At 53.6% G+C, this 23,747-nt stretch carries 15 protein-coding genes; 11 read left to right on the top strand and 4 right to left on the bottom strand.

Annotated elements, in window-relative coordinates; all coding sequences use genetic code 11:
• Window positions 1-24 precede the first annotated feature (24 nt).
• On the top strand, window positions 25-369 hold the full coding sequence (locus KK062_RS00260) for a c-type cytochrome (protein ID WP_254082222.1): 345 nt from the start codon (window positions 25-27) through the stop codon (window positions 367-369).
• Window positions 370-395: 26 nt separating this feature from the next.
• Window positions 396-902 (top strand): anthrone oxygenase family protein, encoded by a 507-nt coding sequence (locus KK062_RS00255; protein ID WP_254082221.1) that lies wholly within the window; start codon window positions 396-398, stop codon window positions 900-902.
• A 100-nt stretch (window positions 903-1,002) separates the two neighbouring features.
• On the opposite strand, the gene KK062_RS00250 is transcribed toward KK062_RS00255, so the two are convergent.
• Window positions 1,003-1,902, bottom strand: a complete 900-nt coding sequence (locus tag KK062_RS00250) for an Abi family protein (RefSeq protein ID WP_254082220.1) — start codon at window positions 1,900-1,902, stop codon at window positions 1,003-1,005.
• Between the two features lie 618 nt (window positions 1,903-2,520).
• On the opposite strand from KK062_RS00250, the gene KK062_RS00245 reads away from it, so the two are divergent.
• Window positions 2,521-4,500 (top strand): glycosyl hydrolase family 18 protein, encoded by a 1,980-nt coding sequence (locus tag KK062_RS00245; RefSeq protein ID WP_254082219.1) that lies wholly within the window; start codon window positions 2,521-2,523, stop codon window positions 4,498-4,500.
• Between the two features lie 7 nt (window positions 4,501-4,507).
• Window positions 4,508-6,658 (top strand): discoidin domain-containing protein, encoded by a 2,151-nt coding sequence (locus KK062_RS00240; protein WP_254082218.1) that lies wholly within the window; start codon window positions 4,508-4,510, stop codon window positions 6,656-6,658.
• A gap of 72 nt (window positions 6,659-6,730) precedes the next feature.
• Here KK062_RS00240 and KK062_RS00235 read toward each other — a convergent pair whose 3' ends face one another.
• Complete coding sequence (locus tag KK062_RS00235) at window positions 6,731-9,112, bottom strand: PAS domain-containing sensor histidine kinase (protein WP_254082217.1); 2,382 nt, start codon at window positions 9,110-9,112, stop codon at window positions 6,731-6,733.
• A gap of 149 nt (window positions 9,113-9,261) precedes the next feature.
• On the opposite strand from KK062_RS00235, the gene KK062_RS00230 reads away from it, so the two are divergent.
• Complete coding sequence (locus KK062_RS00230) at window positions 9,262-9,597, top strand: PH domain-containing protein (protein WP_254082216.1); 336 nt, start codon at window positions 9,262-9,264, stop codon at window positions 9,595-9,597.
• Window positions 9,598-9,696: 99 nt separating this feature from the next.
• Here the strand turns inward: KK062_RS00230 and KK062_RS00225 are convergent, their stop codons facing one another.
• Window positions 9,697-9,900, bottom strand: coding sequence for a hypothetical protein (locus KK062_RS00225; RefSeq protein WP_254082215.1), 204 nt, complete (start codon window positions 9,898-9,900; stop codon window positions 9,697-9,699).
• A 155-nt stretch (window positions 9,901-10,055) separates the two neighbouring features.
• Window positions 10,056-11,234 carry a LacI family DNA-binding transcriptional regulator gene (locus KK062_RS00220; protein WP_254082214.1) on the bottom strand — a complete coding sequence of 393 codons (1,179 nt, stop codon included), beginning with the start codon at window positions 11,232-11,234 and terminating at the stop codon, window positions 10,056-10,058.
• A 237-nt stretch (window positions 11,235-11,471) separates the two neighbouring features.
• On the opposite strand from KK062_RS00220, the gene KK062_RS00215 reads away from it, so the two are divergent.
• From KK062_RS00215 to KK062_RS00190, 6 genes are read left to right on the top strand one after another with little or no spacing between them, the layout of a single operon-like run.
• The gene (locus tag KK062_RS00215; protein ID WP_254082213.1) at window positions 11,472-14,510 is read left to right on the top strand and encodes a SusC/RagA family TonB-linked outer membrane protein; all 3,039 of its coding nucleotides are present in this window, start codon (window positions 11,472-11,474) and stop codon (window positions 14,508-14,510) included.
• Window positions 14,511-14,543: 33 nt separating this feature from the next.
• Window positions 14,544-16,055 carry a RagB/SusD family nutrient uptake outer membrane protein gene (locus KK062_RS00210; RefSeq protein ID WP_254082212.1) on the top strand — a complete coding sequence of 504 codons (1,512 nt, stop codon included), beginning with the start codon at window positions 14,544-14,546 and terminating at the stop codon, window positions 16,053-16,055.
• A 12-nt stretch (window positions 16,056-16,067) separates the two neighbouring features.
• Window positions 16,068-16,883: a sialate O-acetylesterase gene (locus KK062_RS00205; RefSeq protein ID WP_254082211.1), complete on the top strand. Its 816-nt coding sequence runs from the start codon at window positions 16,068-16,070 to the stop codon at window positions 16,881-16,883.
• Window positions 16,880-18,865 (top strand): glycoside hydrolase family 2 protein, encoded by a 1,986-nt coding sequence (locus KK062_RS00200; protein WP_254082210.1) that lies wholly within the window; start codon window positions 16,880-16,882, stop codon window positions 18,863-18,865. The genes KK062_RS00205 and KK062_RS00200 overlap by 4 nt, the downstream gene beginning before the upstream one ends.
• 15 nt (window positions 18,866-18,880) lie before the next feature.
• Window positions 18,881-21,157 (top strand): FAD-dependent oxidoreductase, encoded by a 2,277-nt coding sequence (locus KK062_RS00195; protein WP_254082209.1) that lies wholly within the window; start codon window positions 18,881-18,883, stop codon window positions 21,155-21,157.
• Window positions 21,147-23,732 carry a glycerophosphoryl diester phosphodiesterase gene (locus KK062_RS00190; protein ID WP_254082208.1) on the top strand — a complete coding sequence of 862 codons (2,586 nt, stop codon included), beginning with the start codon at window positions 21,147-21,149 and terminating at the stop codon, window positions 23,730-23,732. Before KK062_RS00195 ends, KK062_RS00190 begins: the two co-directional genes overlap by 11 nt.
• The last annotated feature ends 15 nt before the right edge of the window (window positions 23,733-23,747 follow it).

The following is a 23,747-nucleotide window of genomic DNA, read 5'->3' as shown; positions in this document are numbered from 1 at the left end:
CTTGCCTCAAAAACAACAACTACTATGTCTTATTCCAATGTTGAAAGGCACACTCTTCGGCTGGCGGGTGTGGCCGTATTGCTGACCTTGCTGGCGGTTAGCAGCGCGTTCAGGCAGGTGCCCGTGGCGCAACACCCTGGTGCAGGAGAGAATTTATATAAACAGCATTGCGCACGCTGTCATGGTAACGACGGGACCAAAGGGATGTTTGGCGCCCGGGACTTGCAACGAAGTACGTTGGCGGATACGGCGGTGACTTTGCAGATCCAGCGCGGGAAGGGGTTTATGCCCGGCTTCCGGAAGAAGCTTTCGCCCGCACAATTACAAGAACTCGTGACTTATGTGAAATCTTTACGCGTACAACCATGAACCTTCGAACGAATACCCCTACCACTATGACTTTATCCACTATTCTTCTGGTGATTGCCGCGATTACGACCGGTCTTATGGCCGGGCTGTTTAGTGCCTGGTCGTATGCCGTCAGCCCGGGACTGGCGCGCGTGCAAGATGTAGAGTTTATCGCGTCCATGCAGGCGATGAATCGCGCGATTCTTAATCCTGTTTTTTTGCTGTGCTTTTTGGGTACGGCGTTGCTGTTGCCGTTGGATGTATACCTTCAGTACCGGTCGTCGTTGCCGGTGCGCTTCTGGTTTTTGCTGGCGGCGGCAGTCTTATATATAGTGGGCGTGATAGGCATCACGATGGGAGGCAACGTACCCTTGAATGAGGCATTGGATGCTTTTCGATTGGACGCGGCTTCGCCGGAAGAGATTTCCCGGCAGCGCGCGGCGTTTGAGGGGCCGTGGAATAGGTTGAATGGGCTGCGTACATGGGCGTCAGTATTGGCTTTTGTGTTGACGGTGCTTGCGTGTGTGATGCCGGGAGAGCGGGATGCTGCGTAGTAGTTACTCGGTAGGTGCTTTAGATTTTGGGGCGAACGTACATGATCCCTGTGGGTTCACGATAGAAGGTGATGTACTCCTTACGCAGTAGTTAGAGTATTTAGTCCTTCCAAATCATGCTATCTTCCCAATCGACTGTAAAGCCCATTTCTGCGAGATTCACTTGTGGATATTCTTTAAAGAGTTTTTTTAACCTCTTCTTACATGATGCGTTAGGGTTAATTTTTGCCAGCATTGCTAACATGCATGACAATGTGCCATACAGCCTTTTGTTCGTATCTTCATTAACAGATGCCAAAAAACACTTGTCTTTGTCAGTCGGAATGATTGGCTTTAGCGGAAGGTGCTTGTTCCAAAGTCTGTTATGATGGGCACAACAGTTCCTGATAAACGATATACTTTTTAGCCACGATTCGAAAAGTCCAGGAGTGATTGCATAGCAGTAGGCGATTGCGCTCCTTTCCTGACTGGCTTTCAAGTTGTCGTACAATTTTGATATTTGCCCAAACGTGAGAATCTGAACCACCATCCATATAGGCGGTAGGGATGGCTCAGAATATTTTCTTAGATAATGTTTGATGAACGGATCATGACATTCTATGCAATATTCCTCGACATCCTTTAGGAATTGTTGATGGTGCTCATATTTTCTAAAGTGAGTTCCGTCCAGGTACCAATGAGACCCATGCTTAAGGGCCATTATATTGCATAGATTTGTCTTGACAGAGATTTCAATTCGTTCGCACATGTCAAGAAGCGTCTGTCGCAGCCTTCTATCAAACAGGTAATGATCTAATACCTCACTGAAATGTATCCCCTCTTTAAATTCTGCAGTGCCATCTCTTTTTAAAAACGGATGCATGTATCCAGAGAGGCGATAGTAGCCAATATGGCTTAGATATATCTTAACTTTTTCTGGCTGATCGATTAGTAGTTTGCGTTCGATTAACTGGACAACGAGCATGTCGTCGCTCTTAGCGGGTTTCTCAAATTTTACCATAAATTCAGATAACGGGAAAAAATGTCCCGGCAAGTGTGCATAGAGACCAGAGGCCTGCCGGGATTTGTCACTTCAAACATAACTAATAAAATTAGTGATGTCAACAGTGCATGGCAAAAAAAATACAATTTCATTTATCTACCTGCAATGCCCGCTCAGATGGATTTTTACGTCTTTTCTCGTAAAGGTTGAATGACAATACTTGTCGTGACTTCATATGTTGAAATAAATATAGCACACTGCTATAAGTGAACTAAGTCATAATATTTCCGAGGAGATTATGGATAGAATAATTTATTCAGTGACCTTTTTGTGTTCCCGAGTTTTCGTTGTGAGATAATGTGATCCTTTAGATGGTCGGTAATCTGAAGACTGCCAAGAGGGAGTCATTCCGGAAGAGTCGGGATGCCAACAAGCAGCAATCTGCGCAACTTTGTGCAACAAAATGAGGGCTGTAATAGTGCGAGAAGTATACATCCAGTTGGGATCGTTCCCAACTGGATCGTTGCCTGGAGTATATTTCTTTTAATAATTCTGCGCTGCCGTTTAATAAGTCGATTCCTTTTCTAGGGCGGTTGTCCCATAGCTTAGGGGCGTATTCACATAATCCCCTTTTTTATGAAAAGATTATATCTGTTTCGATCGGTATGTGCCTCACTGCTAGTGCTGTTGTGCCAGTTCGTGTATGCGCAATTTAAAGTTGTGGGCTACCTGCCTTCCTGGGCGGGTAACGTAAGCGATGTGCAGTTCAGTAAGCTGACGCACATCAACTACGCGTTTGCTTTGCCGACTCCCACGGGTGGCCTGCAAAGTTTAGGCGGTGGTGCCTCCAAGCTGCAGAGCCTCGTATCGGCGGGTCATGCTGCCGGCAAGAAGGTGTTGATTGCGGTCGGTGGCTGGAACAACGCTGACGATAGTGCATTTCGGTCACTGGCGGCCAATGCTACTTACCGTACAAATTTTGTCAATGCACTGCTGGGCATGGTGAACCAATACAACCTGGACGGCGTGGACATCGATTGGGAGTACCCAACCGGTGCTGAGTCCCCGAACTTCACATTGCTGATGCAACAGCTTTCCAACGCGCTGCATGCGCAGGGTAAGCTGTTGACGGCAGCTGTGGTAGCGAGTGGGTCGACCGGTGACGGTGTGCAGGCCCCTGTATTCGGGTATGTAGATTTTCTGAACCTCATGGCATACGACGGCGGTGGCTCGAACCATTCGACGTATAACTATGCCGTGCAGTCGCTCAACTACTGGAAGGGCCGTGGTCTGCCGGTGAGCAAGGCTATTTTGGGTGTGCCGTTCTACGGCCGCTCGGCGAACGAGTATGTAGGGTTTGACGACCTGCTGGTCCGTGGTGCCAGCCCGAACGCTGATAGCTTTAACGGCGTGGGCTACAATGGAATCCCAACGATCAAAAGCAAAACCAACCTGGCCTTCGATCAAGGCGGTGGTATCATGATCTGGGATCTTTCGGATGACGCGAGGAACGCCAACTCGCTGCTGACGGCCATCGATCAGGTGGTGCAACAACGTGGTGGTGGAAACCCCGGCTGTGTGCCGGTAGCGGCAAGCTCGGATGATGGCAACGTGCCGGCCAACGTGCTCGACAACGACCTGAACACACGCTGGTCGGCGACCGGCGACGGTCAGTGGATTCAATTCTGCCTTGCCACACCGGCTTCGGTTACCGGCGTGCAGGTTGCGTTCTATAGCGGCAATACCCGCACGACAACCTTCGACGTGCAGACATCGGGTAACGGTACCGCCTGGACAAATGCCGCGACGGGTCTGGTGAGCAGTGGCACCTCGCTGGCGCTGGAGACTTTTACCTTTGCAGCACGTACCGCACAGTATATCCGTATCGTAGGCCATGGCAACTCGGTCAACGCGTGGAACAGCCTGACGGAAGTGAAGATCACCACGGAAGCGCCGTCGATCCCGGTGGGACAAACGGTTTGGCTGCGGGGCTTCAACAGTCAGTATGTAAGCTCGAAGAACGGCGTTGGCCCGATGTGGTGTAACGCTACCGTGGTGGCAAACTGGAACCAATTCCTCGTGGTAGATGCCGGTGCGGGTAAAGTGGCCTTGCAGAACCAAAGCTTCTATGTGTCGTCGGAGAATGGCGCGCAGGCCATGACGTGTAGCCGTGCTACCGTGCAGGACTGGGAGAAATTTGATTGGATTACCAATGCTGATGGCACGGTATCGCTGCGCGGTAACAACGGCCTGTATGTTTCTTCCGAGAACGGTACACAAGCGATGACGTGCAACCGTCCGACGATCGGTGGCTGGGAGTCATTCGCCTGGAGTGTCGTAACACCCGCTTCCGCCGCACGCATGGCACCGATCAACGCTGCCAGCCTGACGCTGTATCCCAACGAAGTATCAGACAAAGTACACTATGTATTGCGGGCAGGCGCCAGCGTACACGAAGTGAAGGTGGTGAACCTGAACGGTGAAGTGGTGTATCAGGCGACAGGCGAGGCGCAAGCGGAGAATACGATCGAGGCGTCGTCGTGGAAGCGTGGTATTTACTACGTGACCATTTCCACCACGGGCTTCGCAAAATCTATCCGGATCATTAAAAACTAAACCTACTATGAAGAAGATATTATTAACGGGTATGCTGGCCGTTGCTTTGTTGACGTCAGCGTTTGCCCAGGCCCCGGCGGCATTTCGCCATCCGGGTGTATTTAGCAGTCAGGCCGAGCTGGCCTTTATCAAATCAAAAGTGGCCGCCAACAGCGGCCCGATCGTGCAAGGCTATAATGTGTTGGCCGGCGACTCGCGCGCGAACCTGAACTATAATCCGGAACCGTATGCTGTGGTATATGTAGTAGGCTCCGGTGGCTCGCCGCAAGAGGCAGCTTTCCGCCGCGATGCACATGCCGCCTATGCGCATGCCATCCGGTGGGTAGTAACGGGCAATGTGTCACATCGCAACAAGGCGGTGCAAATTCTGAATGCCTGGTCGGCGACGTTCCAAAGCATGACGACCGATGCCGGTACGCCGAACCAGCGTACGCTGGAGGCTTCGTGGGCATTGCCCATCTGGGTGGCCGGTGCGGAGATCATCCGGTATTATAACAACGGCGCGGCGGGTTGGGCGCCGTCGGAAGTAACACGCTTTGAGTCTTTCATAAACAAGGTGCTGACGTATGTGAATGGTCCAATCTACCAAACGGCGAACTGGCTTATTTCGAAAGACCTGGCGCTGATGTCGGCGGGTATATTTATGAACAATGCATCGCTCTATAACCAGGGTTACAATCACGTAACCGGTCAGTTGGATCAAATCAACACCGCGGGTCAGATTCCCGAGTTGTTCCGCGACTTTGTACACTCGCAGTATGTGCTGATCGGTCTTTCGCAGTGTGCGGAGGTAGCGCATCAGCAAGGTAGCGATGCGCTGTTTACCCGCACGAGCGGTGCTTCACAGCCGCGCCTGCTGTTAGGTGCTGAAGCGTATGCGAAAGGTCTGCTGGGTACTGGCTCGCCGAACTATCGCGCCGACTCGGAATGGGCACGTAAAAGCGCTCCGTATGAAATTCTGCTGTCGCGTTATACCGCATTGGGTTTGAGTGTACCGCAGACGCGTACCTATGTGTTGAATCAGAACCGTCCGGAGACTGCGATCGAAGATCACTTCCTCGGCTGGTTGTCGGCGACACACGCCGAGCTTCCGACCGGTACAGATCCCAACCCGGGCTGTGTGCCGGCAGCGGCGAGCTCCGATGATGGTAACGTTCCGTCGAATGTACTGGACAACGACCTCAACACCCGTTGGTCTGCCAATGGTGATGGCCAGTGGATTCAATTCTGTCTGGGCGCGCCGGCGTCGGTTACAGGTGTACAAATCGCATTCTATAGCGGCGACACCCGTACGACGACGTTTGATGTACAAGTATCAAATAACCCGAGTGCGGGCTGGACAACGGTAAGTGCTGGTCTGACCAGCAGCGGCACGTCTGTGGAGCTGGAGACATTCTCTTTTACCCCCGTCACGGCGCAGTATGTACGCATCCTGGGTCATGGTAATTCCGTGAATGGCTGGAACAGTTTAACGGAAGTGAAAGTGAGCACGGCAGCACCGACGATTCCGATAGGACAGACGATCTGGCTGCGCGGTTTTAACAACCAGTATGTAAGCTCGAAGAACGGCGTAGGTCCGATGTGGTGTAATGCTACGGCGGTAGCGGGTTGGAACGGTTTCCTCGTGGTAGATGCGGGTGGTGGCAAGATCGCACTGCAGAACCAGGGTATGTTTGTTTCTTCGGAGAATGGGACGCAAGCGATAACGTGCAACCGTGCCACTTACGAAGATTGGGAAAAATTTGATTGGGTTGCGAATACCGACGGTACGATTTCGCTACGTGGTTTCAATGGCTTTTATGTATCGTCGGAGAACGGCACAGTGGCGATGACGTGTACGCGTGCAACAATCGGCGGCTGGGAAGCTTTTGCGTGGGGTGTTGTGGCTCCCGCAGGAGCGGCCCGGCTCGCTGTCACTGCGACGAATGATGCGGTGTCCGTATATCCGAACACGGTGTCTGACAAAGTGAATTATACGTTACCGGAAGGTACGCAGGGGCACCGCGTGCAGGTGAAGGATCAGACGGGGCGGGTTGTTTATACTGCCACAAATGTAGATGCTACCAGCCTGGATGCTTCGAATTGGAAGAGTGGACTATATTATATTATGATTACAGCAGACGGCGTGCAGAAGTCCTTTAAGGTCATCAAGCCGTAACGAAAGATACACAACAATTAAGTAGGGTTTAAACGTTGTGACGCCGCCAGTGCCAGGAGGGGACTGGCGGCTTTATTGCGTTACTGGTAAAATTATGTAGAATGTAGACCCCTGCCCCGGTGTCGAGTGCGCGTATATCTCCCCTTTATGGTTCATAACAATCTTTTTGCACAGCGCCAGGCCGATGCCGGTGCCGGGATAGGATTGGCGGTCGTTAAGGCGTTGGAAGATGATGAAGATTTGCTCGGCGTATTCTTCGGAGAAGCCGATGCCGTTGTCGGCAAATTCCAGTTGTATATAGGAGAGGTTATGATCTATTTCGAGGTGTGTTTTTACTTCGGCGTCCGTTAGCGCGCGGGCGTGGACGTGTATGAGCGGTGGCCGGTCGGTGCTGGCAAACTTGAGCGCGTTGCTCATGAGGTTGGTGAAGAGCTGATTGAGCTGCAAGGGTATACCGCGGATGATGGGGAGGGGGTCGACACGAACGGTGGCTTTTTTCTGTTCGATCAACAGCTCGAAGTCGTTGTGTACGTTGGCGACAACCTCGTTAAGATCGACGGCGGTAAAGATCTCGCCTTCGCGTGAGAGCTGGGAGAAGTTGAGAATACTTTTTATAAGCGCCTGCATGCGTGTCGACGCGGCGGTAATTTTGTTGAGGTAGCCTTCGGCACGTTCGGGCATCGGCTCGATGCTGCTGCGCAGCATTTCGCTGAATGTGGCGATCTTGCGGAGCGGCTCTTGCAAGTCGTGGGAGGCGACATAGGCGAACTGTTGCAGCTCGGTGTTGGAGCGCTTGAGGTCGCGGGTGCGTTCTTCGATCTTGCTTTCGAGGCTTTCCTGAAATATTTTTTGATCGTGCACGTCGGTGCACGTGCCGACCCACATTGTTGGCTCGCCCTGGGCGTTGAAAATGGGTACGGCCTGTGTGAGGTGCCAGCGGTATTCTCCCCAATTCTTTTTATACCGCACTTCCCGTTTAAACGCGACGCGTGCTTCTATACATTCCAGCCATTGGCGGATCGTGCCGGCAATATCGTCCGGATGGACTACGACCGTCCAGCCATGGCCTTCACCCTCGTGCGGGCGCTGGCCTGTGTAATGATACCATTGTTCGTTGAGATAGGTAGCATCGCCGGCGGAGTTGGTGGTCCAGGCCATCTGCGGCAGCGATTCGAGTATAGTCTGTAAATAATCGCGGGATTCTTCGAGTTTTCTTCGGGCGGCCACCCTGTCATTGACGTCGAGTATCATGATCATGACGCGGTTGTCTTCTGTCTCCGGATCATTGATCGGCGCGTAGGCGAGGTCGACGTAAATTGTTTGCAGGGAACCGTGTCGCTGCAGGCGGAGCGGTACTTCTTTGAAGTTATAGGGCAAACCGGTTTGCATGGCATGTGCCAGGGTAGATTCCAGCTCGGGCGTTCGGCCATCGGCCAGGATCGTCCACAGTTGGTTGCCAATATACTGATCGCGGGTGCTGCCTGTCCAGTGGAGATATGCATCGTTGACGATCTCGATGGTGAAGTTCTCGTCTTTGACGATGATGATGCCGGCGGGCGTTTCGTTGACGAGCGCGCGGAAGTTGCGTTCGTTCTCAATCAACTCTTTCTTAGCTACCACCGACTCCGTTACGTCGATCGCCATGTGGTGGACGCCATAGATCACACCCTCAGCATTTCGGAGGGCTTTGTAGGTATAGTTGAAATAGAAATCTTCAAGCTCGCCGTTTTCAAATAACCGGGCTTTGTCTTCACGTCCCTCATACGTCTGTCCCGTAGCATAGACGGTTTTGAGTCGTTCGATGAAAGGCTGGCCCTTTAGTTCGGGTATCGCCTCTTCGAAGGGCTTGCCAATGATGGACTGGTCCTTATCCCAGAACTTCAACATGACGTCATTGGCATATTGGATACAGATCTCGGGTCCGGTATAAAGTGCCGAGCCTACCATGGATGTCTCTGTAATCAGCGTGCGGAACCGTTCCTCGCTGTCACGCAACACACGTTGCGATGCTTCGTCGGCCATCCGAATAGCCTGCTGGGCTTTCTCCTCGGCAACCACCACCCGTTGTTGCGCTTCTACCTGGTTGGTTACTTCATACCCCATCAGGAGTACGGACTCGATGGAGCCGTCGGCGGCGCGCAAGGCTTTTCCCATGAAATTAGCATACACAGTACGGATCGTGCCGTCTGACTCCCGGAGGTATACCTTATTTTCCCGGCCGTCATAACCAATGCCGGTGCGGTACACTTCGGCGACGGCCTCGTAAGCACCCTGGCCTTTGAGTTCGGGCATGGCGACGAGTAGCGGTTTCCCGATAATAGAAGCATCTTTGCCCCAAAGCCTGAGCGTCGCGTCGTTGGCCAGCGCAATGACCAGCTCAGGGCCGGTGAGCAGGGCGGTTGAGATGGGTGCTTCCTTGAGGATATGTAGTAGTCGGTCCTTGGATTCCTCCATTGTTAATGAGGCTTGTCTATGCGCATGGCCGTGGCATGTTTAGAGAAGCGGTAAATTTAAAAAACTATGCCGTAGATCATAGCCAAATTCGGGATTTGCGTCAATATGGGCGGTAATTGGTATCTTGCTCTTGCTTATTATGGCCCGTTATGAAAGCAATGCAATATCCCAGTAAAAAAGGTGTGCTGACCGGCAGCATCATGGCCATTGTGTTGTTGCTCCTGGTAGGTGAGATGCTTGTGCTTCCCTTCCATGAGAACCCCATAGCCTATGCCGTGCTGGCGTTGCCGGTCGGACTGATGGCATGGACGTGGTTTGGCACATCCTATAGGATCGATGCCGGGCACCTGTATTTTGCCTCCGGACCTTTTCGCGGCAAGATCGCGTTAGCGAGTATCACGCAGGTGACGTGTGGTGAGACAATATGGGTTGGCTACCGGCCGGCATCGGCGGGTAAGGGTATCGTTGTACGCTACAACCGTTAGGACGAGATCTATATCTCACCCAAAGATCAGGAGGCTTTTGTTGCCGCGCTGGTGGAGCGCAATCCCGGGATTGCCGTTGTCGTAAAGAAATGATGATGCTTACCGGGCGATAACCTGATAGCTCTTTTCGCCGGACGCTTCTACCTCGCGGATGACGCGACTTTGTTGCAGCTCTTGCAGCATCTGACTCATGATCGCTTCGTTTTCAGCACCCAGGTGGGCGAGTAGTTCCTGATACGTTTTGATATCGTTGGGGGCCTTGCGGAAGCTGGTGATGAAGTTCAGAATATCAATCTTTTTCATGGGCGTCGGCCGTTTTGGTCGCTACAGAAAGCCGACAACAATCCTTATGCCATACGAAAATAGGCCATTCTTTCGCGTTAATTCATGTGTGTACCGCAACGGATGTCCGTAGCCGGTCAATGTCTGCACGCTTGCGGATGGCGGAAGCGATGTGATCAGGAAGCAAAAGCCTTCGTGCGCAATGACGATGCGCGGATGATCAGCTCGGTTTTTAGTACGCGCTGTATGGGAACAAAGGGACCTTCTTCCTGCTCGATCTCCTGTAATAAGAATTGCACGGCAGTCTTGCCAATCTCATCGAGCGGTTGCGCGAGGGTAGTCAGCGCGGGGTCGATGAGCGCTGACGTAGGCTCGTTACTAAAGCCGACCACCGCCAGCTCGGCAGGTATACGAATGTTGCGGCTTTTGGCTGTGAGAATGACCTGGATGGCTGCGGGGTCATTGACGGCAAAGATGGCATCGGGTGGTTGCGGCAGATCGAGCAGCCGTCTTGCGCAGGCTTCTGCGCTTGCTTTGCTGAGATCGTAGTATACAATCAATTCTTCGTCGACCGGCAGGTTGTGGTCGTGCAGTGCGTCGAGGTATCCTTGCAGGCGCTCGCGTCCGATCTGTAGGTTTTGCGGGCCGGCCAGGTGGGCAATGCGGCGGCATCCTTGCTGGATGAGATGCGTCACACCTTTATAGGCGCCGTCATGGTCGTCGACCAGCACTTTGGAAACATCGAGCCCTTCGCAGATGCGATTAAACATCACGAGCGGGATACCTGCCTTTTGAAATTTACCAAAATGCTCGAGAGTCTTGGTTTCACCGGTGACGGAGGCGATGACGCCGTCTACACGGCTGGCCAGTAGCACCTGCGTGTTGGCGATCTCGGTTTCGAGCGACTCGTTGCTTTGGCAGATGATGACGTGGTAGCCCGCGGGGTTGGCGACTTGCTGCGCGCCAATAATAATATAGGGAAAGAAGCTGTTGATAAACTCGGGCACGATAATGCCAAGGGTATAGCTGCGGCTCCTGGCGAGGCCCAGGGCCAGCAAGTTGGGTTGATAGTCCAGCTGCAGGGCCATGTCGAGGACAGCCTTGCGGGTGTTGGCGTTGATGTCGGAGTGGCCTTGCAATGCGCGCGATACGGTAGACTTCGAGATGTTCAGCGCGCTGGCAATGTCCATGATAGTGGTCTGGTGACGGCGGTGTAGGGTGGGTGTCTCGGGCTCCGCGCCGGCCGGCTGACTGAAATAGCAGTCGCAGCGCTTACAGTAGTACCGTTGTTTGCCGCGCACGATGCCTGCTTTTGCAATGGCATCCACATCCCCACATTTAATGCACTTGACCATGATCAGATTTAGGCTCGGAGGACCAGGATCTGTAGTCATCCATCTTGAAAAGTAGCGAAAAAATTTCGGCTTCGGAATGCCGCCATCGATTGAAATTTTTACCACGGTAACGATTCCGAAAACTACCGGGAGCGCTTTCGCAACCGGTCTCGATAGTTTCTGAAGGCCTGTTTCAATCGTTAGCAACCGGTTTTTTAAAGACATCCGTTACTTTTCCAGTCACAAACTAACACACCTATGAGAAATAACTCTACGAAACTGCAGGTCCTGTTACTCGGGTTCCTGCTTTATTTTCTGGCCAGCCCTGGCTCCGTCTACGGTCAGGGGGCTACGGTGCAGGGGAAGGTGAGTGCGGAGACGGGGGAAGCGCTGCCCGGCGTGAACATCGTTGTAAAAGGATCGTCGCGGGGCACCAACTCCGACGCCAATGGCGAATATGTATTGCAAGGCGTAAACCCGGAAGAGGTACTGGTATTCTCCTTTATCGGATATACCGCACAGGAAATTACGATCGGCCAACGTACTGTGATCGACGTCGTGCTGGGCGCCGACATCGAGACGCTGAACGAAGTGGTTGTGGTTGGGTACGGCACGCAGCGGAAAATCGAGACTACGGGCTCTATCGCTTCGGTCAAGTCAGATGACATTGTACAAACTCCCGTGACCAACGTCGCGCAAGGTCTGCAGGCGCGTGTGGCGGGCGTGCAGATTACGCAAAACTCGGCCGCGCCGGGGGGTAACATCAGCGTCCGCATCCGCGGTACAAACTCCATCAACGGTACGTCTGAGCCCTTGTACGTAGTCGACGGTATACAGATTTCCAATACCGGGGGTATTACGGATGTGAGCCCGCTGTCGATGATCAACCCCAATGACATCGAGTCGGTCGATATCTTAAAAGACGCGTCGGCGACGGCGATCTATGGCGCGCGTGGTGCGAACGGCGTGGTACTGATTACTACAAAACGTGGCAAGGCTGGCTCTACGCGGGTGACCTACGACGGTTACTACGGCGTGCAGGAGGTTCGGAAAAAACTGGATGTGCTGAATGCCGCGGAGTTCGCGCAATTGGAAAACGATGTTTACAAGACTGCGATCTATGCAGACCCCGCCGCGGAAGGAGAAGGCATGGACTGGCAGGATATGATCTTCCGCGCGGCCCCCATGCAAAGCCATCAGATTTCCGTAAACGGCGGTAGTGAAAAGACACAGTTGGCACTGTCGACCAACTATTTTGATCAGGACGGAATCATCATCAACTCGGGGTTTAAACGGTATTCACTGCGGCTGAACATGGACCACCGGGTCAGCGACCGCGTGAAGATCGGAACGAGCATCATGGGCAGCAATACCATCAGCCAGGGCATTCCCACGGGTACCCAGGACGTTGGAAATGCGGATGTCGTGACGGCCAGCATTGTGGGAGCAGCCATCGGCGCACCCCCTACACTGAAACCCTACCGTGACGATGGCACGCTGTTCCCGTTTGCCGAACAGCGCGACGGCCGTTACCGGGAAGTGACGAACCCGCTGGGCCTTGCATCGGTAAAAAATGAAGACAAGATCCAGCGTATGCTGGGCAATGTATACGGCGAAGCGATGCTCGCCAAAGGCCTGACGTACCGCGCGTCCTTTAACATAGACATGCAAAGCGGTCTGCGCGATTATTATTCACCGCGGTATATCATCGCCACGAAGGACCTGAATGCCAGCTCGGGCAGTGCGAAGAAGACTAATACAAATAACGTCATGCTGCTGCACGAAAGCATCCTGACGTATGCGCGGCGCATAGCCGAAGCGCACACCTTAAAGTTCACGGGGGTGTTCGCCACGCAGTCAACCCAGTACCGTGAGAACTTTACGATCGGCAACGGATTTCCGAACGATGCAACGACAGACGAGGCCTTGCAGCTGGCGACGAGTGTGTCGACTTCCAGCAAACGGACGAAAGAGCGCCTGGACTCGTACATGGGCCGTATCAACTACGGGTTTAAAGACAAGTATTTCTTTGACGTGACGGCCCGGGTGGATGGCTCGAGCAAGTTTGGGGAGAACTATAAATATGGTTTCTTCCCGGCGGCATCCTTCGGGTGGCGGATCATTGAAGAAGATTTTATGCAGGCTATTCCGGCGATCACCGATCTGAAGTTGCGCGGCAGCTATGGACTCACCGGAAATGCCGGCGCGATCGATCCGTATAAGTCCTTGCCGTTGCAAGGACCGGGCAGTGATTACCAGCTCAATCACACCTATGTGAAAGGCATTAGCCCGCTGGGACTTTCGAACCCCGATCTGCGGTGGGAGAAGTCGCTGCAAGCCAACCTGGCGTTGGACATAAGCCTGTTCAATAACTGGTTGAACCTGACTGTAGAGGTATATAGAAAGAAAACAACGGACTTGCTGTATGAGAAGACGCTGCCGCTGTCGTCGGGTTATGGCACGATCATGACCAACCTGGGCGGTATTGAAAACAAAGGGTTGGAGCTTTCGGCGAATGCCCGTATTCTGGACGGTGATCTGAAATGGAACGTGTCGGCCAACTTTACGGCCAACCGCAATAAGGTAACAGATATCGACGGTGGCGTTACACAAGAGCGATTCATTACCAACTATACCTTGCTGAAGGTGGGCCAGCCGCTGGGGGTTTTCAAGACATACCTGTTTGACGGCATCTACCAGACGGGTGAGACGATTATACCCGGTGCCGACGGCCGCATTGGCGGCACAAAGGTGCAAGACTATGATCAGAACAATGTAATCACCGCGGGTGACCAGGTTATTACCGGCAACCCAAATCCGGATTTTATCTTTGGTTTTTCTACCAGCCTGGCGTATAAAAGTTTTGATCTGAGCGTATTTCTGTCGGGCACCTATGGCAATGACGTATATAATGTAAGCCGTGCTTCTTTTGAAAACCCGCTGGGCCAGCGCAATCTGCTGCAAGGTACGGTAAACCGCTGGACGCCGGAGAATCCTAACAATGAATATGCAGGTGCCCTGCAGGCCGGTCGCTTGCCGATCACAGACCGGTTTATTGAAGACGGATCCTACCTGCGTTGCAAGAACGTAACGCTGGGGTATGTGTTGCCCCAGATCAAAGGGGTTAACCGGGCGCGCATCTATGTCAGTGCAAACAACTTGTTTACTGTCACGAACTACTCAGGTTATGATCCGGAAGTAAATACGTATGCCGGGCAAAACACCGCGATCGGTATTGACAACTTCGTATACCCATCGTCAAAATCGTTCCTGGGTGGCATACAGGTAACATTCTAATCGAAAGCAACCAGAACATTCAACAAAAGCTATATGAACAATATTCTCAAAGCTTTTCTTCTCACCGGCAGCGTGGCGCTGGCGCTCGTGTCGTGTGAGCTGGAAGAGGAGGTTTATTCTTCCATCTATACGGAGAATTTTTATAAGACGGCGTCGGATGCCGAGGCGGCCATTGCGGCGGCCTACGATCCTATTTCGGATATGTACGGCGGGCCGGCAGCGTTGCTGTCGTCGGACTTGAGTGCGGATCAAACCTATCCGCGCATTGCGGTGTCGCGCAATTCGCTGACGTTGTTTTCGTACGATGCCAGCTATACAGCACAGCGCACGGCCGGTCGCGTGAACGAGTCGCCGCAGCAAATCTGGGCATCGTCCTATGACGGTATTGAGAAATGCAACTGGGTGATCGAGCGGGTACAGAGCACACAAATGGACGCCGCGCGAAAGAACGAGATCATGGGTGAGGCGTATTTCCTCCGGGCCTTTTACCACTGGACGGTTACTAAAAACTTTGGCGATGTCGTGGTGAAGACAAAGGCCAGCGACGTGGAGGCCAATGCCTATGTGGGCAAAAGCGCAAAGGCCGATGTGTATAAACAAATTTATAGCGACCTGGATTCCGCGGTGGCCAGGTTGCCCGAGCATTCGGCAGGGTTGGTGAAGGGTCGTCCTTCCAGGCAGGCGGCGTTGGCGCTGTATGCAAAGGCCGCCCTGTATAATGAAGACTGGGCTATGTCGCTGGCAAAATCAGAGGCTGTTATGACGAATGGCTATCTTACGCTGATGGATAGCGTGCGGGATATATACGATGTGGCGAAGGAAGATATCGCACGCGTGGAAAATATCTTTGCGTACGAAGCAGAGTCGATCAATTCGGTGTCAGGATCTACGTCGTCGAAGTCGCACCAAATGAGCGGTCTCTGTGGCCCTCCGGGCAATGCGGCGCCCGCGTATGGTAAGACTACCTATGGCTCTTTCTTTGCCTACCAGGCTTTCTTTAACTCGTTCGATCCGAACGACCGTCGGCGAGGTATGCTGGACACGGTGTTCGTGAAGTCAAATGGTGCCATTGTGCACCAGAAGGATATTACGCCCATCACCAAGGATGCAGTGTTGGTAAAGAAATACCAGGACCCGGTATCGCCGACGGGTGCCACGACCAACAATATTCCCATTTTGCGCATGGCGGATGTATACCTCATGGCGGCAGAAGCCGAGGCGCGCAATCAACAGGGGGCCACGCAAAAGGCGTATGACTATATTAATGCTGTTCGCGCACGGGCGATGATCGATGATCTGCCCGCGGGTATGAGCTTGCCTGATTTTATCGACGCTGTATTGCAGGAGCGTTCGTGGGAGTTTTTCGCCGAGGGTGACCGCTGGTATGACCTGACGCGTACGAACACGTTCCTGGATGTGATACCGAATGCGGTCAACAGTGTCTATGCCGAGCGACATCCGGAGGCCAGGCACCGGTATTTCCCGATCCCACAGGATGAGATCAATGCCAATACACAGTTGGAGCAAAACGATCCCTGGAAATAAGAGGTGCAGCGCATGCGGATACTTTTCACACTTTGGGTTTTGCATATGGTAGGGTTGGGCTATGCCCAGGACCTGCAGCTATACCTGCTGGCAGGTCAAAGCAATGCGGTGGGGCAGGGTGATAGCGCCTTGTCCCCCGTTTGCTCGGCCGGTTCGGCGTGGGAATATGTTGCGACCCACGATGTGTTGGTGGCGTTGAAAGATCCGTTTGGGCAAGACGAGCTACATTTTCAACGTGCACATACCGGCAGCCTGGCGCCGGTACTAGCGGAAACGTTGTATCGGCGTACTGGTAAGCCGGTAGTGTTGATCGCGGCCGCCCGGGGTGGAAGCTCGTGTCATCAACTGGCCGAGCTTAACGACTACGGCACGTGGGATATGCAGGGGCGTTTGTTATTGATGCCGTTCGCCATTCAGAAGGTACTGGCCGCGGAGCGCAAAACGGGTAAGCACCTGCAAGGAATTATCTGGGTGCAAGGTGAGCGTGACGCAAATGCTATCAACGACGGGAAGCTTACTGCGGAGCGTTACCGGCAAGCATTGGAAGGTGTTATTGCACGGTTTCGCGAAGCGTTTGGGAAAGAGCTTCCTTTTTATATTGTGCAGACCGGGTATTATACCGGTCATCCGCGAACAGGCTTTGACGCCGTTCGTCAGGAACAAGAGGCAGTGGCTGCTGCGGATCGCCATACACAGGTTGTGTACCGCGGCACCACATCTTTTGCAGACAAAGGGTGGATGCACGACGCCATTCATTATAATCAAACAGGTTTAAATCATATCGGCACCGCGGTCGCGGACGCCCTCGTAAACAATTATCGTCCATGAAGCTTAGGTATTTATTGATCGTCTTTTGTTGTCTACCGGTTTGTCTGCTGGCCCAACAGCGTACCGCCTTGCACGGGCAGTGGAGCTTTGCGCTGGACCCGGTACACGTGGGGGAAGCTCACGCATGGTATGGCCCCGATTTTCCATTGACCCGGTGGGACAAGGTAACGGTGCCACATTGTTTTTCCGTGGATCCACGGTATATGCTCTATACCGGCACGGCATGGTATGTAAAGAAATTTCAGCACGCCGCCGTACCGGCAGGGCATCGCGCATACCTGCGCTTTGAGGCGGTGTTCTATAAGGCTCAGGCATGGCTGAACGGTCAGCAGGTAGGCGCACACGAAGGGGGCTACACGCCGTTTGAATTGGATATTACGGAGGCGTTGAAAGGTGAGAATACACTGGCGTTACAAGTGAACAATGCCTGGGATACAACGACCATTCCCGGCGCGAAGACACGTATTCCAGATACGGATGAAAATACGGGCCAGCTGTTTCCGTGGATTAACTACGGCGGCATTACACGCGAAGTGTATGTTGTTGTGCGGCCGGAGGTATATGTACAGAATGTAAAAATTACAGCCGACCCGGATTTGACCAGGAAGACGGCGAAAGTAGCGTTGGCAGTACACGTACGGAATGCCAGCGGTCGCGTGGCGAAACCGGCCGTGCAAGTGACGTTGTATCGCGGGGTCGATAAGGTGCCGGTCAAGATCGCGGTAAAGGTGCCGGAAATACCGGCGGGTGCGACAACGGTTGTGCAGGCAGAAGCTGTGGTACCTGCGAAGGAAGTGAAGCTGTGGTACCCCGACGACCCCGTGTTGTATAAAGCCGAGGTGGTGACCGGTGCGGATACCTTGTCGCGCATGTTTGGTATTCGCCAGGTGGCCGTGCAGGGCACGCAGTTATTATTGAACGGAGAGCCTATTCGCATGGGTGGCTGCAACCGGCCGCTCGACTATCCGGGCTATGGCTCGATGGATCCCACAATAGTATTGGAGAAAGATCTGACGTTGATCAAAAACGGGAGCATGGAGCTGTCGCGGATCAGCCACTATCCTGTGTCGACCCAGTTGCTGGATTGGGCGGATGCCCACGGTCTGCTGATCATTGCCGAAGCGGGCAACTGGCAGTTGACGCCAAAGCAAATGGCAGATCCAGCCATGCGCGCACGGTACCAGGCGCAGTTGCGTGAGATGATGGAACGTGATTGGAACCATCCCTCGGTCATTGCCTGGAGCGTAGGAAACGAATATCACTCCCATAAACCCGAGGGACAGGCGTGGACAAAGGATATGTACGCCTATGTCAAGTCGATCGATGCCTCGCGGCTCGTGACGTTTGCCAGCATGTTTGTGTTTCGCGACATCATTCAGAAGCCGGAAGACGAAGCGTCGCAATATGTGGACTTTGTGAGCGCCAATATTTATGGCGACCATTTAAAGAATTTGAAGCATATCCATGCCTTATATCCGAACAAGCCGGTATATATAAGCGAGTTCGGTCTGCGCACCGATGGTGTCAAGGATGAACAGGACCGTGTGCGGCATTTGCAGAAGGCTATGCAGGATTTTCGGCAGTGCGATTTCCTGGTGGGCGCGTCGGTCTGGACGTTTAACGATTACATGAGCCGTTTCCCCGGCACCAATCCCAATGGCTACCGGCCGTGGGGGTTAATCTCGCCCGAGCGCGACCTCCGGGGCATGTACCTGACATGGCAGGAAGAATTTGCGCCGGCCACCCTCGCGGTAAAGGTGTCGGATAAGCAAGTGGCGGTTACCGTCACGGCACGCAACGATTTTCCGCGCTATACGCTGCGCAACTATACCGTGCAATGCGGTAGTAAGTCTGCTGCGATTGACATGTTAAAGCCCGGGGAAAGTAAGACGCTTACGCTGGAGGTTGCGCCGGGTGCGGCCGAGGTGAGCCTGGTGAAGCCGGGTGGCTTTGTCGTAGTTAAGAAATCCATTCATCCTTAAACGTTCAACGGTAACATGATTGTATCGGAAAGTATAGCTTCCAGGTCGCTGCGGCAGGATGTGCTGTCGGCAGACCTGGTGATTGTAGGGGGAGGTTTGTCGGGTACCTGTTGTGCGATTACAGCTGCGCGGGAAGGCCTGAAGGTGATCCTTGTGCAAGACAGGCCGGTGCTGGGTGGCAATGCTTCCAGTGAAGTGCGGCTGTGGGTATTAGGCGCGACGTCGCACATGGGGAATAACAACCGATGGTCGCGTGAAGGCGGTGTGATCGACGAGATCCTTGTGGAGAATATGTACCGGAATCCAGAAGGCAACGCGGTGATCTTTGATACGGTGCTGCTCGATAAAGTAGTGTCGGAGCCGAAGATTACGCTGTTGTTGAATACGGCCGTCATGGAAGTGACCAAGGCCGGCGATGCGATTGCGTCGGTGCGGGCCTTTTGCAGTCAGAACTCGACCGAGTATGTTTTAAAGGCACCGCTGTTTTGTGACGCATCGGGTGATGGTGTTGTGGGCTTTCTGGCAGGGGCGGCATTTCGCATGGGCGCAGAGACCCGGGAAGAGTTTAATGAAGCATTTGCGCCGGAGAAAGAGTATGGCGAGCTGCTGGGGCATTCGCTATACTTTTACAGTAAGGACGTGGGCAAGCCTGTCGATTTCGTAGCACCGGCGTATGCGCTGCATGACATCACACAGATTCCACGGTATCGTAAGTTCAATGCAAAGGAATATGGCTGTAACCTTTGGTGGGTGGAGTATGGTGGCCGGCTGGATACTGTACATGAAACGGAGACGATCAAGTGGGAGCTGTGGCGGGTGATCTACGGTGTGTGGAATTATATCAAGAACTCCGGCAAGTTTCCAGAGGCGCGTAATCTGACGCTCGAGTGGGTAGGCACGATTCCGGGCAAACGGGAGAGCCGCCGGTTTGAAGGGGATTATATAGTAACACAGCAGGATATTGTTGAGCAGCGGCCGCACGATGATGCCGTGGCGTTTGGTGGCTGGTCGATTGACCTGCATCCTGCAGACGGTGTGTTTAGCGAGCGGCCGGGGTGTAATCAATGGCATGCGAAGGGTATCTATGATCTACCGTATCGCAGCTACTATAGCCGGAATGTAAAAAACCTGTTCCTGGCCGGTCGGATCATCAGCGTCAGTCACGTGGCGTTTGGTTCGTCGCGCGTGATGGGTACAAGTGCCTACGGTGGGCAAGCGGTCGGCATGGCAGCGGTGGTATGTAAGCAACATAGTGTGTTGCCCGCCGATTTGTTAGCGAAAGGTTTGGTGCCGGAGCTTCAGCAGCGGTTGATGGTGCGCGGGCAGCATTTGCCGCGTCTGCGCCTGCACGACGACAAGAACCTGGTGAACGATGCCTCCCTTCATGCGTCGAGCACGTTGGCGCTACAGGCATTTCCGGAAGGTGAGCCGCGGCCACTGAGTCCTGCGGTGGCGCAAATGTTGCCATTACTGGCCGGGCCGATGCCCGGTGTATCGTTTCATGCCTATGCGGAGGAGCCTGCTACATTGGAAGTGGAGTTACGCGTCAGTAGCAAAGCCGGTAATTATACACCGGATGTGACACTGGCCACGGTGCGCAAGGAGCTGGCCGCCGGTAAGAGCTGTGTTGACCTGGTATTTGATGTTGAGCTTCCGGCTACGGCATATGCCTTTATTGTGTTCCTGAAAAACCCACTGGTAAAAGTGCCTTTCTCGTCGCAGCGTGTGACGGGAGTTTTATCGGTGTTTAACCACATCAACGAGGCCGTGTCTAATTATGGTAAACAAACGCCGCCCGACGGCATTGGCATGGATGCGTTTGAGTTCTGGTGCCCGCAACGGCGCCCATTGGGGCAGAATGTAGCGCTGCGGTTGTCACAGCCGTTGACGTGTTTTGGTGTGGAGAATATTCGAAACGGCATGGCACGACCGGTAGATGGTCCCAATGCCTGGGTGGCGGATAGTAAAGATGCTGCGCCCACACTGACGCTGACGTGGGACGCCCCCCGTACCATTCGTACGGTGGTGTTAAAGTTCGATACCGACTTCGATCACCCGATGGAAACGGTGTTGATGGGGCACCCCGAGAACGTGATGCCGTTCTGCGTACGTCAGTATACGTTGCGCGATGAGCGGGGCACGGTGGTGTATCAACGTGAAGGAAATTATCAGACGCAGAACGTGATCCGATTCAACGAGCCGGTGACGACGCGCTCGTTGACATTAACAGTAGCACATCCATCGGCGGAAGTTCCGGCGGCGGTATTTGAAGTACTTTGTTATGAAGATTAATATGAGCAGGAGTGTATTGATAAGTTTTTTAATCGCCGCGCTTGGCGTGGCGGGCTGTAAACAAAAGGATGTAAGCCTTGCCAACGAGCGGCTGCAGCTCCAATGGAAGCAAGAGGCGGATGGCTGGCACGCGACCGGTGTGCAGGTGCGCGTGGGCGGCGCCTGGCAGGAGGTGGGCAAGCCGGAGGGAAGTTATACATTGCTTTACAGTGCGCAGAAGCCCGATAGCACTCCGACGGTGTTTAAGACAAATACGGGTGTACCATTTCCCGAGCCGGTATATAGATATCAGCAAGGTTTTTGGAAAGATGCTACTTCGCCGGTATCGTTAAATACGGCGGGTGAAGCGGTTACAGGGTTTCCGTCGGATGTGAAGGCCGACGGCAAGCGCCTGGTGTTTACCGTTGACAATGCATGGGCCAGCATCACGGCATCGTGGGCATTGGATGAACGGTTTCCGAATGACGTGGTGGTAGAGCTCCAGTGTATCGTGAAGAAAGCGGGATATTATTCCTTTGCCACGCCTACGTTGGCGACGGTGCCAGAGGGTGACATGGCGTGGGCCACGGTGCCAGGGTATTTTCAGGGCGACTCGATTCAGCCCGACTTTGTCCGGGCGTATGCGTATGGACAAGGCGTGCCGGCCTTGCCGGTGATCTATCGCGAGCGTTGTGCCAGTACGCTGGCAGCGATTGTCGATACGAAGCAGTCGGTGTCGCTGGCGGTGATACCCCGCCCGGGACTGGGCCGCGATCCGTGGGCACACGACCACATCACGCACGAGGACTGGCACATCGGCTTGTCCCACCGCAACCGTGCAGGTGCTTTGTCACCTTCGCTTTATTATCCGGTATTGGGCCAGAAGCCCTCGCGCCTGCAAGCGGGTGATACGGTAAAGTTTGCCTTCCGCTATAGTTTGCGCCACGGCACGTGGTATGACCAGGTGAAACATACCGCCAACGATATATATCAATTTAAAGAAACGCTGACGCTGCGTCAGAACAAACAGTCGCTGACACATCGCATCGAAGCGATGTACCGTTACCTGACGGACACAAAAACTTCGATGTGGCACGTGGAGTCTTTTGAAGGCAGGCAGATCGGCGGGCAATCGTATCTCGGTGGTGTCGTGGGTTCGCAGGGCGATGCCATCAAAAATTCGGACTACGGTGCGATGTGGATGCTGGCCAGGGCTACCGGCGATGCGTCATTGCAGAAAAACGTGTTGCCCTATGCCCTTAACTTCAAGCTGGCGCAGCAACAAACCACGCCCGGTTTCTTTCAAGGTGCTGCCATGGGGCAATACTATCTCGCCAAACGTAAAGTGTTTGTAGAAGAGTGGGGTGAGTTTGTAGAACCGGTGAGTCTGACATACTACACGATGTTAGACGACGGGAACATTTTGCTGTTTGAGCCCAATCACAAAGTATTGTTGGAGCGGTTGCGCCTGGGCGCCGAGTTATTGTTGAAGTGGCAACAACCGGATGGCAGTTGGAAGGTGGCGTATGACCAGCATACGAAGGAGCCGTTATTTCGGGATATTGACGATCTGCGGCCAACCTTCTATGGATTGATCGTGGCACATCGCATTTTGAAAGATCCCAAATACCTGGCTGCGGCCGAAAAAGGCGCGGCATGGTTTATACGGCAGGGCGTAGAGAAGGGACACTTTATTGGTGTATGTGGTGATGCGCGGTATGCGCCGGACTTTGCGACAGCGCAATCGGCGCAGGCACTGCTGGACCTATACGATATTACAGGCAAGAAAGAATACTTGGAAGCGGCCTTGAAAACGGCCCGGATCTATACTACGTCTATTTATACTCACCCCATTTCCAGCCGGCAGCCGAAGACGGTATATGGCACGCCCCGCGAAGATTGGGAAATTTCACAGGCCGGGTTGAGCTTTGAGCACGGCGGCATCATGGGCTCTGCGCAGCGGCAGGGGCCGATACAGCTGGCCAGCCATGCGGGCTTATTTGTGCGGGCGTTTCAATTGACGCAAGACTCACTGTTTATTGATATGGCCCGTGCGGCAGCCATTGGGCGTGACGCCTTCGTCGATTCCGCCACGAGCGTGGCGTCGTATTACTGGTATGCCATGAACAAAGGCGCAGGGCCGTATCCGCACCATGCCTGGTGGCAGGTCGGATGGATCACGGATTACCTGTTGGCAGAGGTGCAACTGCGTTCGGCCGGTGACATTACCTTTCCGCGCGGCTTTGTGACGCCGAAGGTCGGACCGCACCAAAGCTATGGTTTCGCTCCGGGTACCATTCATGGAGATTTAGCTGACCTGGTAATCCGGCCGGGCCTGATCGTGTGCGACAATCCGTCTGTTGAATATATAACAGCATATTCTGCTTCCAAAAATCGCTTGTTTGTCATACTATTGAATGATCAGCCTACAGCGGTGCATGCACCGGTGGCGATACACGTAGACAAATGGAGGCCCGGCGTGCGGGTGAAAGCTATAACAGCGGTGCCCGGTGGGCAGTCCGTGGCGAATGGCCCGACCGTCAATGTCTCATTGTCGCCGTATGGCCTGGCCGTGTATGCGCTGGATCTTCAATAGTATTTTTCAACTTCT

The organism is Dawidia cretensis (assembly GCF_018598175.1).
GTDB lineage: Bacteria > Bacteroidota > Bacteroidia > Cytophagales > Cyclobacteriaceae > Ohtaekwangia > Ohtaekwangia cretensis.
Note: the sequence above shows the minus strand (reverse complement) of the source record. Positions and strands in the feature narration are given on the sequence as shown.